Annotated in this window: 13 protein-coding genes; 6 read left to right on the forward strand and 7 right to left on the reverse strand. The window is 54.5% G+C overall.

What is annotated here, in order from left to right; genetic code table 11:
- Window positions 1-14: 14 nt before the first annotated feature.
- The 4 genes from WBP50_RS04445 to WBP50_RS04460 all read right to left on the reverse strand — a co-directional run bounded on the left by WBP50_RS04445 (window position 15) and on the right by WBP50_RS04460 (window position 5,340).
- Window positions 15-602 carry a Maf family protein gene (locus tag WBP50_RS04445; protein ID WP_423931979.1) on the reverse strand — a complete coding sequence of 196 codons (588 nt, stop codon included), beginning with the start codon at window positions 600-602 and terminating at the stop codon, window positions 15-17.
- A 7-nt stretch (window positions 603-609) separates the two neighbouring features.
- Window positions 610-2,373 carry a sodium:solute symporter family protein gene (locus WBP50_RS04450; protein WP_423931960.1) on the reverse strand — a complete coding sequence of 588 codons (1,764 nt, stop codon included), beginning with the start codon at window positions 2,371-2,373 and terminating at the stop codon, window positions 610-612.
- A gap of 81 nt (window positions 2,374-2,454) precedes the next feature.
- Window positions 2,455-3,366 carry a carbohydrate kinase family protein gene (locus WBP50_RS04455; protein WP_423931961.1) on the reverse strand — a complete coding sequence of 304 codons (912 nt, stop codon included), beginning with the start codon at window positions 3,364-3,366 and terminating at the stop codon, window positions 2,455-2,457.
- A 57-nt stretch (window positions 3,367-3,423) separates the two neighbouring features.
- The gene (locus WBP50_RS04460) at window positions 3,424-5,340 is read right to left on the reverse strand and encodes an alpha-amylase (protein WP_423931963.1); all 1,917 of its coding nucleotides are present in this window, start codon (window positions 5,338-5,340) and stop codon (window positions 3,424-3,426) included.
- 140 nt (window positions 5,341-5,480) lie between these two features.
- Here WBP50_RS04460 and truA point away from each other — a divergent pair, with 140 nt between their 5' ends.
- The 3 genes from truA to WBP50_RS04475 all read left to right on the forward strand — a co-directional run bounded on the left by truA (window position 5,481) and on the right by WBP50_RS04475 (window position 9,622).
- Window positions 5,481-6,215 (forward strand): tRNA pseudouridine(38-40) synthase TruA, encoded by a 735-nt coding sequence (gene truA, locus WBP50_RS04465; protein ID WP_423931965.1) that lies wholly within the window; start codon window positions 5,481-5,483, stop codon window positions 6,213-6,215.
- 204 nt (window positions 6,216-6,419) lie between these two features.
- Window positions 6,420-8,237 carry a LysM peptidoglycan-binding domain-containing protein gene (locus WBP50_RS04470; protein WP_423931967.1) on the forward strand — a complete coding sequence of 606 codons (1,818 nt, stop codon included), beginning with the start codon at window positions 6,420-6,422 and terminating at the stop codon, window positions 8,235-8,237.
- Between the two features lie 194 nt (window positions 8,238-8,431).
- The gene (locus WBP50_RS04475; protein WP_423931969.1) at window positions 8,432-9,622 is read left to right on the forward strand and encodes an ArsA family ATPase; all 1,191 of its coding nucleotides are present in this window, start codon (window positions 8,432-8,434) and stop codon (window positions 9,620-9,622) included.
- Between the two features lie 95 nt (window positions 9,623-9,717).
- Here the strand turns inward: WBP50_RS04475 and serA are convergent, their stop codons facing one another.
- Complete coding sequence (gene serA / locus WBP50_RS04480) at window positions 9,718-11,298, reverse strand: phosphoglycerate dehydrogenase (RefSeq protein ID WP_423931971.1); 1,581 nt, start codon at window positions 11,296-11,298, stop codon at window positions 9,718-9,720.
- Between the two features lie 294 nt (window positions 11,299-11,592).
- Between serA and WBP50_RS04485 the strand changes: the two genes are divergently transcribed.
- The 3 genes from WBP50_RS04485 to WBP50_RS04495 all read left to right on the forward strand — a co-directional run bounded on the left by WBP50_RS04485 (window position 11,593) and on the right by WBP50_RS04495 (window position 14,090).
- Window positions 11,593-12,654 carry a 3-deoxy-7-phosphoheptulonate synthase gene (locus WBP50_RS04485; protein ID WP_423931972.1) on the forward strand — a complete coding sequence of 354 codons (1,062 nt, stop codon included), beginning with the start codon at window positions 11,593-11,595 and terminating at the stop codon, window positions 12,652-12,654.
- A gap of 28 nt (window positions 12,655-12,682) precedes the next feature.
- Complete coding sequence (locus WBP50_RS04490; RefSeq protein ID WP_423931974.1) at window positions 12,683-12,886, forward strand: YgaP family membrane protein; 204 nt, start codon at window positions 12,683-12,685, stop codon at window positions 12,884-12,886.
- A gap of 70 nt (window positions 12,887-12,956) precedes the next feature.
- A complete protein-coding gene (locus tag WBP50_RS04495) occupies window positions 12,957-14,090 on the forward strand; it encodes an N-acetyltransferase family protein (RefSeq protein WP_423931976.1) in 1,134 nt (377 codons plus the stop codon).
- A 103-nt stretch (window positions 14,091-14,193) separates the two neighbouring features.
- Here WBP50_RS04495 and WBP50_RS04500 read toward each other — a convergent pair whose 3' ends face one another.
- Together WBP50_RS04500 and WBP50_RS04505 are read right to left on the reverse strand one after the other, a co-directional pair.
- Window positions 14,194-14,859 (reverse strand): TorF family putative porin, encoded by a 666-nt coding sequence (locus tag WBP50_RS04500; RefSeq protein ID WP_423931978.1) that lies wholly within the window; start codon window positions 14,857-14,859, stop codon window positions 14,194-14,196.
- A gap of 81 nt (window positions 14,860-14,940) precedes the next feature.
- On the reverse strand, window positions 14,941-15,058 hold a 118-nt coding region (locus WBP50_RS04505; protein WP_423931981.1), incomplete at its 5' end, for a P-II family nitrogen regulator.

The raw sequence follows: 15,058 nt of genomic DNA on the forward strand, positions 1-15,058 counted from the left end.
GTACCCCTCCGGGTTCAGATTTCAGGGAAAACGCGCTTCAGGGCCAGAGAGAGGCGCGAAACAGGCAGGCCGACGACATTGTAGTAGCACCCCTCGATTCGCCGCACGTGACAGGCCATGAGCGGGTCCTGGATGCCGTATGATCCGGCTTTGTCGAAGGGCCTGACCCGATCGAGATACCGGGCGATTTCGCGGTCGTTCATCGGCTCGAATTCCACCGTGGTGGTGACGCATTCGCTGCAGGAAACCGATGAGGAGAGCAGCGCAAAGCCGGTATGGACCTTATGCGTGTTGTTCTGCAGGCGCTGCAGCATGCCGAAGGCCTCCCTGTAGCCGTCCGGTTTGCCGAGAACCTCGCCATCCAGGTCCACAACGGTATCGGCTCCGATAACCACCACCCGTTCATGAGGATCCTGCAGCATTTTCCATGCCGCTTCGGCTTTCCCCTGCGCTACGGCGGCAACATTCTCCTCGATGGTTTTCGATGGATCGAACCTCTCGTCGGTATCGGCAGGGAGGGTTCGGAAGCGCATGCCGAGCAGTGAGAGCAGCTCCCTGCGTCTCGGGGACTGCGATGCCAGAATGAGTACGGGTGTTTCCATCGCCATGTTACTGCAGGTTGTTCCATCCTCTGCGGTTCATGTCGCTGTAGATAAGCCAGCCGGATACCGCAGCGGCAAGGAAGTAGAGGGCTGCCGGCAGGGGCTCTCCGAAAATGAGTTTACCCGTTCCGAAGAGTGCCGAATAGACCAGGACGATGCCGAGGAACCAGTCGGCGAAAAGCAGCAGAAAGCCTTTATCGGACTCCACTTCCGGCATGGTGTCGGATATTTTTTTCCAGAACACTCCGCCGACTCTTGTGGTGCGGTAGAATGAACGGAGGGTTTCCTCTTCGGTCGGAGGAGTGAGAAAGGTGACAAGAAGCGTTGCCGTGATGGTGAAGAGGACGATGATGAAAATCGAGAGCGGAAAGGTGATGCCGGTCATGAAGTGCAGCCAGCTGTATGCGGCGAAGGGCGCAACCATGGAGGTGATTTCGCTCCATGCGTTCAGGCGCCACCAGAACCAGCGCATGATGAGCACAAAGCCGGTTCCCGCTCCGCACTGGATGATGAACTCCCACGCTCCGGTTATGGTTTCGAGCACGAAGAAGGTGATGTAGAGCGCAAAGATCGCCGTAAGGACGGTAACGGCTTTCGATGCCCTGACGTAGTGTTTCGCATCGGCTTCCGGCCTGATGAAGCGCTTGTAGAAGTCGTTGATGAGGTAGCTGGTGCCCCAGTTCAGGTGAGTGGAGAGCGTCGACATGTAAGCGGCCAGAAATGCCGCTACGAGCAGCCCTTTCAGACCGGGCGGAAGGACGGCTTTCATCACATGGACAAATCCGTCCTCCTTTTCGGCGGCCGGCAGGTCGGGGAACATGACGAGGCTTACCAGTCCGACTACGATCCATGGCCACGGTCTTACGGCGTAATGGGCAATGGTGAACCAGAGGGTGGCCAGGAGCGAATGTTTTTCATCCTTTGCGCTCATCATGCGCTGGGCGATGTAGCCGCCCCCTCCGGGTTCCGCGCCCGGATACCATGAAGCCCACCACTGGACAAAGGCCATGGCGGCAAAAGAGGCGAAGGGCAGGGCGAACGCCCCTTGCCCGACAGTGGAGGAGCCGGACGGGGAGATGGAGGGGAAAAAATCGAACATCCAGGCCGGCAGCGCTCCCTTCAGCCCTCCTGCTGCGGCGACCGAGGGGTGCTGCATGGCCAGAACCGCCAGAATGATGCAGCCCGTCATGGCGATGAGAAACTGTATGGCATCGGTGACCGAGACCCCCCAGAGACCGGAAAGTCCCGAATAGACGGTGGTCAGGATTACAAGCACCACGATGGTGAGCTCGGGGTTCAGTTCGGGCATCATGATGCGGATGATCTTGAACATGGCGAGGTTGACCCAGCCGATGATGACCGCATTGATGAAAAGGCCGAAATAGACAGCCTTGAACCCTCTCAGAAATGCCGCGGCTTTTCCGCTGTAGCGCAGCTCGATGAATTCAAGGTCGGTCATGATGTTGGCGCGCCGCCAGAGACGGGCGAAGAAAAAGACCGTCAGCATGCCGCCAGAGACGAAGGTCCACCATACCCAGTTGCCGGCAATGCCGTTTTTCGCGACGAACCCGGCCACGGCCAGAGGGGTATCGGCGGCAAACGTGGTTGCAACCATACCCGTTCCGGCGAGCCACCAGGGAAGCTTGCGGCCGGAGAGGAAGAACTCTCCGACATTTTCCGAGGCTCGCGATGAAAACATCAGGCCGATTGCCAGCGTCAGGATCAGATAGCCTGCAATGAACGCATAGTCGAGAACGGTGAACTGTTCCATAGGTGTTTTCGGCGGTTATATTCTGCAGGAGCGGCACAGACGCCTGTCGCCCGCTGTTGACATCGGTTCCCGGAAGACGCGTTACCCCTCGGTTCTCGAAAGATCGAGAAAGCTCTGATAGCGGTCCTCGATTTCCAGAAGGTCGAGAGAGGCAATGCGGTCTGTTCCGAATTTTTCGACGCAGAAGCTGGCCATGGCGCTTCCGTAGAGCACTCCCTTGCGCAGTTCGAGGTCGTTGACGGTTCCGCAGCGTGAAAGGTGGCCGATAAAGCCCCCGGCAAAGGTGTCGCCGGCTCCGGTCGGATCGTAGATGGACTCGAGCGGGTATGCCGGAGCCACGAATATGCCGTTGTCGGTAAAGAGCAGGGCGCCGTGTTCGCCTTTTTTGATGATCAGGATTTTCGGGCCCATGGCGCGGATGATTCTTGCCGATTTCACGAGATTCGGATCGCCGCTGAGAATGCGGGCCTCGCTGTCGTTGATGATGAAAATGTCGACGCGTTCGAGGGTTTTTTTCAGTTCTTCAGGCTTGCCCTCGATCCAGAAGTTCATGGTGTCGCAGATGACCATTTTGGGAGCCGTGATCTGGTCGAGCACCTTGACCTGCAGTTCCGGGTCGATGTTGCCGAGGCACACGAACTCCGATTTCCGGTACTGTTCCGGCACATGGGGATCGAAATCGGCGAAGACGTTCAGCTGGGTATCGAGTGTGTCGCGGGTGTTCATGTCGTAGTGGTAGCGGCCGGCCCAGCGGAAGGTTTTGCCGTTATCGACCTTCTGGATGCCTTTGGTGTCGATGTTTCTGGCGTGGAGCAGCCCGAAGTGCTCATCGGTGAAATCGGCACCGACTACGCCCACCATATTGATGTCGTCGGTGAAGTAGCTTGCCGAAAGAGCGATGTAGGTTGATGATCCTCCCAGGGTGTCGGGGGAGTTGCCGAAAGGGGTTTCGATATCATCAAATGCAAGGGATCCGACGACGAGAATTGACATGATGGTAACTGTTTTTCAGGGTTGACGATAAAAGTTCAAAGATAATGAATTCGTGTTTCAATTCTGTTGGGGGAGTTCAAAAAGCATGCATTGGCCGGGATTGCAGGAAACGGTGAGTTTATGGTCCGATACCCTGTGGTTTTCGCCGGTAATCAGCTCCAGGAGCGATTCGTCGCCGAACGCGAATTCGATGGTGCCGGTTTTCGACTCCTCGCCGTTGCTGTTGCCGATGAAGAGCAGCGATTGCCTTCCGTTTTTGCGCAGCACCGCGAACAGGTCAGGTTCGGTGACATAAGGGAGAACGATCGATCCTTTGTCGCCGCAAGCTATGAGTTCCGCATACCGGCTGCGGATTGCGAGCACGCTCCTGATATACCGGTTGAGCGGATCGATGTTGTTGGTTTTCTCCCAGTCGAAGCTGAACGTGCTGAAAAGCGGCAGTTTTTCAGCCGGGAAGCGTGTCCGGTCGCTCTCCTCGAAATTCAGGCCGAGGTTTACCGGGTGCCATTCGCAGATTTCCATGCCTGAGTGGAGAAACGGTATGGAGGGGAGGATTATGCTGAGCGTGAAGACGAAAACCGCACGGTTCCGGCCGGTTTGCATGCCTGGCCAGCGGTGGCAAACCCTCGGGGTGTTGTGGTTTTCACCGGTTCCGAAAAAGGGCAGTGCGATACCGGTTTTATTGAGGTAGTTCAGGAGGCCCCTGATGAACACCGTGTCGTGAACGACAAAGGGGAGAGAGCCGAATACCGCATCGAACCCTTCGTCGCGCACTTCGGGTGTGGGGTCGAAGTTTTCATCCCAGAAGGCGAAGTCGGGCCGGTTTTTTCTTGCGGTGTCCACCACCATCCTCTTGAGCTGGCCAGGCAGGGCATGGCCCATATCGATCATGGCTCCGTCGATGCCGTAGGTTTCCTGATAGCCGGGAATGATCGAAAGAACGGCGTCCCAAAGCTCACGATTGAACGTTGCGGGGTCGTCGAGTGCCGTGTCGTACATCCGGATGGTGTTGTAGGCGATGTAGTTGAAGTCCGGATGGTTGTGCATTTTCAGATAGGTGACATCGGTCCATGGGGGCTGCCGGTCGTCGGGCGGCCAGTCTGAAAACGCGCTGGCGACATGGCAGGGCTCCCCGTTTTCGCCGGTGCCCTCGATCCCGGTGTTCCGCTCTGCGACGGATACCGGGGGAGCGACGAACATTCCGGTGTACCCGGGCGATGGCGCCGGAAGGTTACACAGGTCATGCTTGTCAACCTTTTCATAAATGGAGTTCAGGGTGTCGGTGTCGAACACCGGGGGACCGTAGCTGTTTTCGTCTGCGGTTCCGGAGAGCCAGTAAAACCATGAGGGATGGCTTTTCACCCACCGGCTGTCGATGGCTGCGGTTCTGAAAACGAATTCGAAGACCACCCTCATGCCCAGCAGGTGCGCCGCTTCGACAAACGCCTTCAGAAGAAAATCCGCCGTAAGTCCGAGCGCGGGCTCATCGAGCATGGGATCGATTTCCATCGGATCCTTTACGGCGTAAGGCGAGCCGAGGTTCCCTTTTCTGTTCGCCCTGCCGATGGAGGTCACCGGAAGAAGATACACGGTGTTGGCTCCAAGCGAACCGATATAGGGGAGCAGTGCAATTGCTTTCAGGAGTGTGCCTGTCTCCCTGAAACCGCAGGCAAGCGGTTCAGGGCTCACCGTCTGGTCGCGGTTGTGATCGAAAGCCGTGGTCAGCCGGACGAACATGTTATAGACCACGGCCGATCGGCTCCACAGGTGGTCGGCTCCGGTTACGGGGGAAGAGACTTTCCGCTGGTCGAGTATTTTCCCGATGATGCCGGCATAGAACGGTCCCGGCTGCACGGCGACGCTTCCCCCCTGGTCGCCGGTCCAGAGTTGCGGAATATGGTATAACTGATTTTCCTGCAGGGGAGGGAGCTTCTGCAGGAGATCGAAGAGTGTTTCAAGATGGGTACTCTGCACAGGTAGTAGTATCTTTACCTTCAAGGGTTTTCAGAACCCTTGCCGATTAGTGAAAAAAAACAGGAGGCCGCCCGGTAATGATTTTTCCCTATGCGGCCATGCCCGACAGGCGGCGCCCTTAAGATAGCGATTTCCCTTTTATGAAGAACATAAGGCTTGATGTCGAATATGACGGAACGGATTATTGCGGCTGGCAGCGCCAGTCCGAAGGCATTCCTACGGTTCAGGGGGAGCTGGAACGGGTGCTTTCGAGGATTCTTCAGGAGCGCATCGTGCTGATGGCGGCAGGAAGAACCGACAGGGGGGTGCACGCACGGCTGCAGGTGGTGAACTTTTCGACCTGCTCTGCAATGGATCTGCCCCGGTTGGCCCATGCATGCAATGCGCTGCTTCCTGCAGCAATAAGGGTTGGCGGACCCGAGGAGGCAGTGCCCGGTTTTCATGCGCGGTTCAGCGCCAGAGAGCGTGAGTACCGGTATTTTCTGATCGAGCACCCTTCCGCCCTGCGCAACCGTTTTACCGGGTGTTCGAACGGAGTGCTCGATCTTTCGGCCATGCGGAGAGCCGCGGATTTCCTTCCCGGTGTTCATGATTTCCGGTTTTTTTCCAGAGAGCCGTCCGGCAGGGAGAGTCTTTTGTGCAGGATAACGGCGTGCGAATGGCTTCAGGAGAACGGTACGCTGGTTTTCCGTATAAGGGCAAACCGTTTTCTGCGTTCCATGGTGCGATATCTGGTCGGCGTTATGATTGCGGCAGGCAGGGGGCGCGTCTCTCCGGAGGAGTTCCTCTCGGCTCTGGAGTCCGGAATGCCACATCGCCTGCCCCAGGTTCCGGCAGCCCCTAACGGACTTTTTTTGTGGGACGTAACCTACTGATTGGTCATAAATACCCCGATAGTTATTGTAATAATCATGAACTGTTTTTATGTTTACCATTTAAGGGAATAGCTGTTGATCTGCTGCGCACTCCGTCTGCCTTGCCCTCTCAATGCCAGACGCCGTTGTACGGCGGTTCCTCCCGGAAGAGTTTTTATGCCGATATGGAATTTTTTCTAATCCCCCCCTAATACCGGATTTCCTGTGAAAATCAGTCTTTTCCATAGAGTATGTACGATTCTCTTTTTGCTGCTTTGTATTAATAATTCCGTTCACCCGGCGTTTGCCAGAGATTCACGCTCCGACAAATCATCGGTAGCGGAAATTCTCGACAGCCTTGTCTATGCGACCTATTTCAAGGACGAGTATTTTTCCTCGTCGTCGAAAACACAGGACCGGGCCGGTTTCACCTCCAACTTCGTTCCTCAGTTCACCGATTCGGTCTATGCCTCCCGAATAGCCGCCCTTGACCGTAAAACACCCTTCAATCTTGTCTACAACGAACACGTCAGGGGGTTCATCAGGGTTTATGCCGTTGACAAGCGTAACAGCACAGCCAAGATTCTCGGCCTTTCCAAACTGTATTTTCCCCTTTTCGAAGAGCATCTCGACAAGTACAACATCCCGCTGGAAATGAAGTACCTCGCCATAGTCGAGTCCGCCCTGAACCCGACGGCGGTTTCCCGCGCGGGGGCGAAAGGATTGTGGCAGTTCATGTACGGAACCGGCAAGATGTACGGACTGGAGTCGTCGTCGTTTGTCGAAGACCGTTACGACCCCTACAAGGCAACCCTTGCGGCCAGCAGACATCTTCGCGATCTCTATAAAATATACGGAGACTGGTTCCTTGCCCTTGCAGCATACAACTCCGGACCCGGAAATGTCAACAAGGCGATAAGGCGGGCGGGCGGTACAAAAGACTACTGGGCCATCTGGGACTATCTTCCGGCGGAGACCCGCGGCTATGTCCCTGCGTTCATTGCGGTGAACTATATCATGAATTATTACAGGGAACATAATATCCGTCCGGTCGAACCAGGATATCTCTATCAGGATATCGATACGCTCAGGGTGTCGAAGATGCTCTCTTTCGAACAGATCAACGAGACGATCGGCGTCTCCATGCAGGACCTGGAGTTTCTCAATCCCCAGTACAAGCTCGGCATCATACCCGCTGCCGATTACACGCCGAACGTGATCAGGCTTCCCCGGAGATTTGTCTCCCAGTTCCAGCGTCGTGAAAAGGAGATCTATGCGTACAAGTCGAAACGCGTCCTCGAACGGGAACAGCTGCTTGCCAGACTGCAGAGTTTCGAGGCTTCCTCGCAGCCGGTTGTGAGCCAGGCAACGCCGGATGGTCAGGTACGCAAGGTGCACTTTGTCCGTCCGGGCCAGGATATCGGCATGATTGCCCGTTTTTACCGTTGTGAACCAAGTGAAATCGTGCGCTGGAACAACCTGAAAAGCACGGTTCTTGTTTCCGGCCAGCAGCTTGTCGTTTTTGCCGGAAACGGTGGTGCTGAAAAGACGGTTCCGGCCCCTGTTGCTGCACCGGCCATGGTCCAGTTACAGGCTCCGATTCAGATTCCCGTTCCCGCTGCGCCGGCGCCATCATCCCTTTCCGCGCCTGTTGCCGCCAAAGAGCCGTCGCCTGTCAGGAAGCCGGAACGGAAGACGAAGAAAATCGAGATGCACCGGGTTGAACGGGGAGAGACGGTAGCCTCGATTGCCCGTCAGTACGGGGTGAGTGTAGAGGATATCGCGGCCTTCAACGGACTGAAGGGCACTATGCATATCGTTCCGGGCCAGAAGCTCAAGGTCAGCGGTTCCTCTGCGGAAAAATCATCATCCCGGAGAGCGACTCCGGTGAAGGAAAAATACCACAAGGTCAGGAAGGGCGATACGCTCTCCTCCATTGCCGATCGTTACGGCGTCAGCGTGGGTGACCTTGCGGAATGGAACGATATCGGAAAAAAGAGAGCCATCCAGCCCGGCCAGAGGCTCAAGGTGGCTTCCCGCTGAGAGTTTTCTGCCCTGCGGCCGGCCGGTATTTCTGCTTTGCCGCGGCATTTTTTTCGGGGTGTTAATTGTTCCGGTCTCATGTTCCTTTAAACAAGAATTTTGTTATCTTAAGCCTTTTCGGGTTGCTTAACTGAGGGAAAAGGGTGGTTTGTCGGAATTGCTTTGTCAATCCTAAATGAGAATAAAAAAAACGTATGCGTAATATCATTTTTACCGGAAAGGGGGGCGTCGGCAAAACCTCTGTCGCTGCAGCCACGGCACTCAAAGCTGCGGACATGGGGTACAAAACCCTTATCATGTCTACCGATCCGGCTCACAGCCTGGGCGACTCGCTTGATGTTCAGTTAGGCCCGTCTCCTGTAAAGGTTGCCGAAAATCTCTGGGCGCAGGAAGTCAGCGTTTTCGGCGATCTCAATCTGAACTGGGACGTCGTCAGGGAGCATTTTGCCCATCTGATGGCATCGCGCGGTATTGAAGGCGTCTACGCCGAAGAGATGGGTGTGCTTCCCGGTATGGAAGAGCTTTTCTCGCTCTCCTACATCAAGCGTTACAACGAGGAACAGAAAGACTACGATCTGCTCGTTGTCGACTGTGCTCCTACCGGCGAAACCCTTCGCCTGCTTTCGCTGCCTGAAACATTCGGATGGTTCATCAAGTTCATCCGCAATGTCGAGAAATATATGGTCAAGCCGGTTATCAGACCGCTTTCGAAAAAGATCAGGAAAATCGACGACTTTGTGGCTCCTGAGGAGGTATACGAAAAAGTCGACAATCTCTTCTCTTCAACCGAAGGGATCATCGATCTGCTTGCCGACGGTACGAAATCGACGGTGCGTCTGGTCATGAACCCCGAGAAGATGGTCATCAAGGAGTCGATGCGCGCCCTGACCTATCTCAACCTCTACGGTATCACCGTTGACAGCATTACCATCAACAGGGTCATGCCCGACCAGAGCAGCGATCCCTATTTCCAGAGATGGCGCGGGATTCAGCAGAAGTATATCGAGCAGATCCAGGATTCTTTCGCCCCCATTCCCATTTCGGAGGTTCCGTTGTTCGAGAACGAGGTTGTCGGTCTCGAGATGCTTCGCAAGGTCGGTGCAAAGGTCTATCCGGACAAGAATCCCCTTGACATTTTCTTCAAGGAGGATCCAATCAATATCACCAAGGTGTCTGACGGGCACTACAAGGTTCGTGTGCGGTTGCCGTTCATGGAAAACATGGGCATGGAACCAAAGATTCTCAAAATGGGCGACGATCTCACCATCCGTATCGGCGATTACCAGAAAATCGTCTCCCTGCCGATTTTCCTTGCCGGCATGGAATCCACAGGCGCTTCGTTCGAGGATAAATGGCTCAATATCGATTTTGCCAAACAGCAGTAGTTCCTTTTCTTTTTACAGTACCCCGGTACAAACAGAAAAACCTGCCTTTTACGGCAGGTTTTTCTGTTTGTGTTTTTCCGGACGGATGCAATCCTTCAGATCGAGATGACGGCGGCATCGGAGACGCCATCAACCTGTTTGATTTCATTGAGCAGGGATTCTTCGACGTTGCCGTCGACGACGATGGCGGTCATGGCGAGCCGTTTTTCCTCGTCCCTGGAAAGCGCGACGTAGGCGACGTTGAGGTTGTGCTGCAACAGGTGCTGGGTTACATTGGCAATGACGCCAGGCTTGTCGATATTGTTGTAGATGATGATCGTGCCTTCCGGTTTGAACTCCACAAGGAACTGGTCGATCATGACGATCCTGATCGCCTTGTCGCCGAACACGGTGCCGCCGATCATGCGTTTTTTCGTTCCGTTTTCAAGTTCCACCCGGATCAGATTGGTGTAATCGGGATTTTCCTTCTCGAATTTCTGTTCGAGGGTAATGCCCATTTCGGCAGCCATGGTGAAGACATTGATATAATTCGTGTCGTTTGACTGACGCACGTCGAGAAATCCCTTGAGTGCAGCGGCGGCAATGACTTCGCTGTACTTCTGGAGATATTCTCCTGATGTTCTTATGGTCATGGTGTGGGCTTCGAGCGGCGTGATCTGGGCAAGCGTTGATCCCAGTTTTTCGGCCAGCGTAAGATACGCGCCTACGCCGGGCGCCTGCGCAAGTTCGACCGCCGATGCGTTTACCGCGCCTTCAAGCTTGCCTTTCTGTTTCCATTCGACAATCTGTTCGGCGATCTGGACGGCTACTTTCTGCTGTGCCTCGTTGGTCGATGCGGCGATGTGCGGTGTGACGATAACTCGTTCGAGCCTGAGCAGGGGGTTGTCCGGATTGACCGGTTCGGATTCGAAGACGTCGAGAGCTGCAGCCGCTACCTTTCCCGAGGATATGGCGTCGGCAAGGTCTTTTTCGTTGACGATGCCGCCTCTGGCACAGTTGACGATGATCACACCGTCTTTCATCAGGGCGAAAGTTTCGTTGGAGATCAGGTTCCGGGTCGATTCGTTCAGTGACGAGTGGATGGTGATGACGTCCGCCCGGCTGAAGTTCTCATGCAGGGGCAGCAGCTCGATATTCAGATGTGCGGCGTATTCGTCGGGGATCATGGGGTCGTAGGCAATGGTTTTCATGCCGAATGCCTGCATGCGGGATGCCACTTCGCGCCCGATCTTGCCAAGACCGATGATGGAGATGGTTTTACCCTCGAGTTCGATGCCGGTGAACTTTTTCTTGTTCCAGAGCCCCGCCTTGAGCTCCGCAGTAGCCTGGGGAATCATGCGCGCAGCCGCCATGAGCATGCCGCAGGCGTGTTCCGCCGCCGATACGGTGTTGCCGCCGGGAGTGTTCATGACGATGATTCCATGGCGGGTGGCGGCTGCGATGTCGATATTGTCGACTCCGGCGCCGGCTCTCCCTATCAGTTTCAGGTTTTTGCCGCATTCGATGATTTCCGATGTCACCTTTGTGGCGCTTCTGACGATGAGCTTGTCGAACTCGCCGATGATCTCCTTAAGTTCTTCCTTGCTGATTTTCGGTTTTTCGGTAACATCAAAACCGTTTCGTTCAAGGATTTCGGCGCATTGCCGGTCAACACCGTCAGTGATCAGTACTTTCATCTTGTTTCTGATTGAGATTTCACGGAACTCTGTAAGAGACTGTTTTCTATTGTTTTACACAGGCATCCACAAATGGATCCCTTTTTTTGTCAATATATGTTTTTTTGCAGGTATGCGGCGAAGGAAATCGCCCTCGAACGGTTGGAACGGCCGCCGGAAGGCTTTTCCTCATGCCTTGCCGGGACCTCCCGGAGGGGCTGGAATTTATTGGTGCATTTACTGATTATATATTCGGGTTTTTTTTATCTTCCAAAGCTATAAAATTACAGAAAAAAGATTTTTGCGGTATTACGGATGGAACAGTTACACGATTTAAGAGTCTCAACGATCAAACGGCTTCCTTCTCCGAGGGCGCTCAAGAAGCAGCTGCCGGTTGACGATCATATTGCTTCGACGGTTTGTAAGGGCAGGCATGAGGTTGAACATATATTGAACGGTACCGACGGGCGTCTTCTGGTTATCGTCGGTCCCTGTTCGATCCACAGTGTGGATGCGGCTCTGGACTATGCAGAGAAGCTTGCCGGTATCAGGGAGGAGCTGCAGAACGAGCTTTGCATCATGATGCGGGTTTATTTTGAAAAGCCGCGAACAACGGTCGGCTGGAAAGGTTTCATCAACGATCCCCATCTTGATGATTCGTACGATATCGAGCACGGCCTCTATTACGCACGAAAGCTTCTTATCGATATCAACGCCATGGGTCTTCCTGCGGCAACCGAGTTTCTCGATCCCATTACGCCCCAGTATGTCGCCGATGTGGTGAGCTGGGCGGCGATAGGGGCAAGAACCATCGAATCACAGACGCACCGACAGATGGCCAGCGGTCTCTCCATGCCGGTAGGGTTCAAGAACTCCACGGACGGTCGTCTCGGCGTAGCCGTCGATGCCATCTGTTCAGCCATGCATCCGCACAGTTTTCTGGGTATCGACCAGGATGGTTTCAGCAGTGTGATAACCACCAAAGGGAACCCATGCGGACATCTTGTGCTCAGGGGGGGGCCTGTTCCGAACTACGATGCCCAAAGTATTGCCGGCGCCAGACTGCTGCTTGAAAAGGCCGGTCTTCCGCAGACCCTTCTTGTGGACTGCAGCCATGCGAATTCCGGCAAGAAGCATGCACAGCAGCTGAAAGTATGGGAGGATATTCTCGGGCAGAAAGCAGCAGGGAACAGGAGCATCGCCGGAGTCATGATCGAGAGCAATCTCTGTTCGGGTAATCAGCCGTTTCCGGAAGATCCTGAAAAGCTCCGCTACGGTGTTTCGATAACCGATGAGTGCATCTCCTGGGAGGAGACGGCCCGGATGCTTCACGAAGGAGCCGAAATCATGGGCGGACTGATTTCAAAAGAAGTATAACCTCCATAACCAGTAATCCTGAAGAACCATGAATATCGATCGTCTTGTTTTTGCTGTCGCCGGCTGTTTTGTGCTTGTCAGCGTCCTGCTTTCCGTCTATCACCATCAGAACTGGCTATGGTTTACCGGCTTTGTGGGTCTCAATCTTTTTCAGGCCGCCTTCACCGGATTCTGTCCGCTGGCCAAAATCCTGAAAGCCGCCGGTGTCCAGCCTGGAGAGGCCTTTAAATAAAGATCGCGTTCCGCTTGCATATCCCCCTTTCGAGGGGGATTTTTTTTCTCTAACCGCACCCCTCAGCACCATGACTATTGAAATCAGGCAGGTCAGCACCAGAAAAGAGCGAAAGCAGTTCATCTCCTTCGCCTGGCAGGTCTACCGTAACGATCCCGAACTGAACCGGTACTGGGTCCCGCCGGTCATCGACGATTACATGAAAACCCTCGACAGGGAGGTGTTTCCGCTTTACGATCATGCCGATCTCGCCATGTTCACGGCCTGGAAGGACGGAAAGCTTTCAGGAACGATAGCGGCGATCGAGAATCGTCGCCACAATGAAGTGCACCAGGACCGTGTCGGGTTCTGGGGCTTTTTCGAGTGTTTCAACGACCAGCAGGTTGCCGATGCGCTGTTCAGCGCCGCTGCCGGTTGGCTGAAAAAGAAAGGGCTCGATACCATGCGCGGTCCGGTCAGTCCCTCGATGAACGATCAGTGCGGCATGCTTGTCAGAGGGTTCGACAGCGCTCCGGTGTTTCTCATGCTCTATAATCCACCCTACTACAACGATCTCGTGCTGAAGTCAGGGCACCATACCGGTCAGGAACTGCTGGCCTGGTATATCGACCAGTCGATTATCGACATCCAGCGGCTCAGAAAGATTGCCGCACATGTCATGAAACGTGAGGGTCTCTCCATCCGGATCATGAACATGAAGGATTTCGACCGGGAGATCGAACGGGTCAGGGATATCTACAACAGGGCATGGGAGAAAAACTGGGGATTCGTGCCCATGACCGACCGTGAGTTCGATTTCATGGCAAAAAGTCTCAAGCCTATTGCCAACCCGCACTATATCTACTTTGTCGAGGACCGCGACAGGCGAACAATCGGTTTTTCACTTTCGCTTCCCGACATCAACCAGGCGCTGAAGCATGTCAACGGCAATCCTTTTTCATTGTCCGGTTTCATCAAATACCTCTGGTACAGCCGCAACATCAGAACGGTCAGAACCATAACCATGGGCGTCCTCCCCGAATACCGCAACAAGGGAATCGACAGCATTCTCAACACCCATATCGCCGATTACGGAGGCCGGCACGGTGTGTTTGCCAGCGAAATGAGCTGGGTGCTGAAGTCCAACGAGGCGATGAGCAAACTGGCGAAGGTAATAGGCGGAAAGCCGTACAAGGAGTACGTGATCTACGAAAAGGCCATTTGAGGCAATGCGACAGCCTCAGGAACACAAAAACAGAAAGGAGCCTTTTCAGGCTCCTTTGCTGTTACACACACACGGAGAAAAGAACAGGTTATACGACTACGACTCAGAACGATGCCATGAAGACGAGGTGCGACTTTTCGCTGTCCGGATTGTAGATGTATGACGCGGTGTAGCGGTCTTTGGAAACCGATATGCCGGTGTTGACAACACTAAAGTTGTCGTTGTCGCCCTCAACGTAGGTTTCGTCGCCTGCGCCAACAACGGCTTTTGCCGTGAAGCCGTCCTTGTCATAGAACTTGTAGTTTGCCTCGCAGTATTTCGCATTGTCGGTATCGGCACCTGCGATATTGATGGCGGCAAGCAGGCCGAGGTTTTTGTACGTGTAGCCGATGCTTGCTTCGAGGATATTCGGACCGTCATCGGAGAAGTCGAAGCTGTCGGAATTGTCATCAACCGGTACATAGTAATCGGTCAGGGTCAGGCTGAACGGACCTACCGGTACGGTGACGTACAGATCGACTTCCTTGTACCTGTAATCATCGTCTTCCGCTATCGCATATGAACCCCATGCGCCTACCACGACACCGATGCCGGGGAAGGTGTAGGAGAGTGCAGGCTGGATCGCAGGCGAGTCGCCCAGATCGGTTCCCCTCCAGACATAGCTGCTGACAACGTCGGCGCCGATCTTGAATCCTTCAGCCTGTGCAGTGCTGCCCAGTCCTGCAAAGAGGGCTATGGCAAGGGTTGCGAGTTTTGCAGTTTTCTTCATTGATGTACTCCTGTTTCTGTTGTTGTGATGTTGTTTTGTCTGTTGTTGTCTGTGCGAAAAAAATCCTGTTCTGCTGTGCCGTCAGATAGCCTTGCCGCCTTTCTCGCGGGTACGGATTCTGATGCACTCTTCGAGAGGCGTGATGAATATCTTGCCGTCTCCGACCTCGCCGACTCCGTGCCGCGCCGCTTCGATGATC

Source organism: Chlorobium sp., from assembly GCF_049593655.1.
GTDB lineage: Bacteria > Bacteroidota > Chlorobiia > Chlorobiales > Chlorobiaceae > Chlorobium.

Excerpts from the sequence above, each read along its gene's own strand:
- WBP50_RS04445 (WP_423931979.1), bottom strand. The coding sequence starts at position 602 with ATGGAAACACCCGTACTCATTCTGGCATCGCAGTCCCCGAGACGCAGG.
- WBP50_RS04450 (WP_423931960.1), bottom strand. The coding sequence starts at position 2,373 with ATGGAACAGTTCACCGTTCTCGACTATGCGTTCATTGCAGGCTATCTG.
- WBP50_RS04455 (WP_423931961.1), bottom strand. The coding sequence starts at position 3,366 with ATGTCAATTCTCGTCGTCGGATCCCTTGCATTTGATGATATCGAAACC.
- truA (WP_423931965.1), top strand. The coding sequence starts at position 5,481 with ATGAAGAACATAAGGCTTGATGTCGAATATGACGGAACGGATTATTGC.
- WBP50_RS04475 (WP_423931969.1), top strand. The coding sequence starts at position 8,432 with ATGCGTAATATCATTTTTACCGGAAAGGGGGGCGTCGGCAAAACCTCT.
- serA (WP_423931971.1), bottom strand. The coding sequence starts at position 11,298 with ATGAAAGTACTGATCACTGACGGTGTTGACCGGCAATGCGCCGAAATC.
- WBP50_RS04485 (WP_423931972.1), top strand. The coding sequence starts at position 11,593 with ATGGAACAGTTACACGATTTAAGAGTCTCAACGATCAAACGGCTTCCT.
- WBP50_RS04490 (WP_423931974.1), top strand. The coding sequence starts at position 12,683 with ATGAATATCGATCGTCTTGTTTTTGCTGTCGCCGGCTGTTTTGTGCTT.
- WBP50_RS04495 (WP_423931976.1), top strand. The coding sequence starts at position 12,957 with ATGACTATTGAAATCAGGCAGGTCAGCACCAGAAAAGAGCGAAAGCAG.
- WBP50_RS04500 (WP_423931978.1), bottom strand. The coding sequence starts at position 14,859 with ATGAAGAAAACTGCAAAACTCGCAACCCTTGCCATAGCCCTCTTTGCA.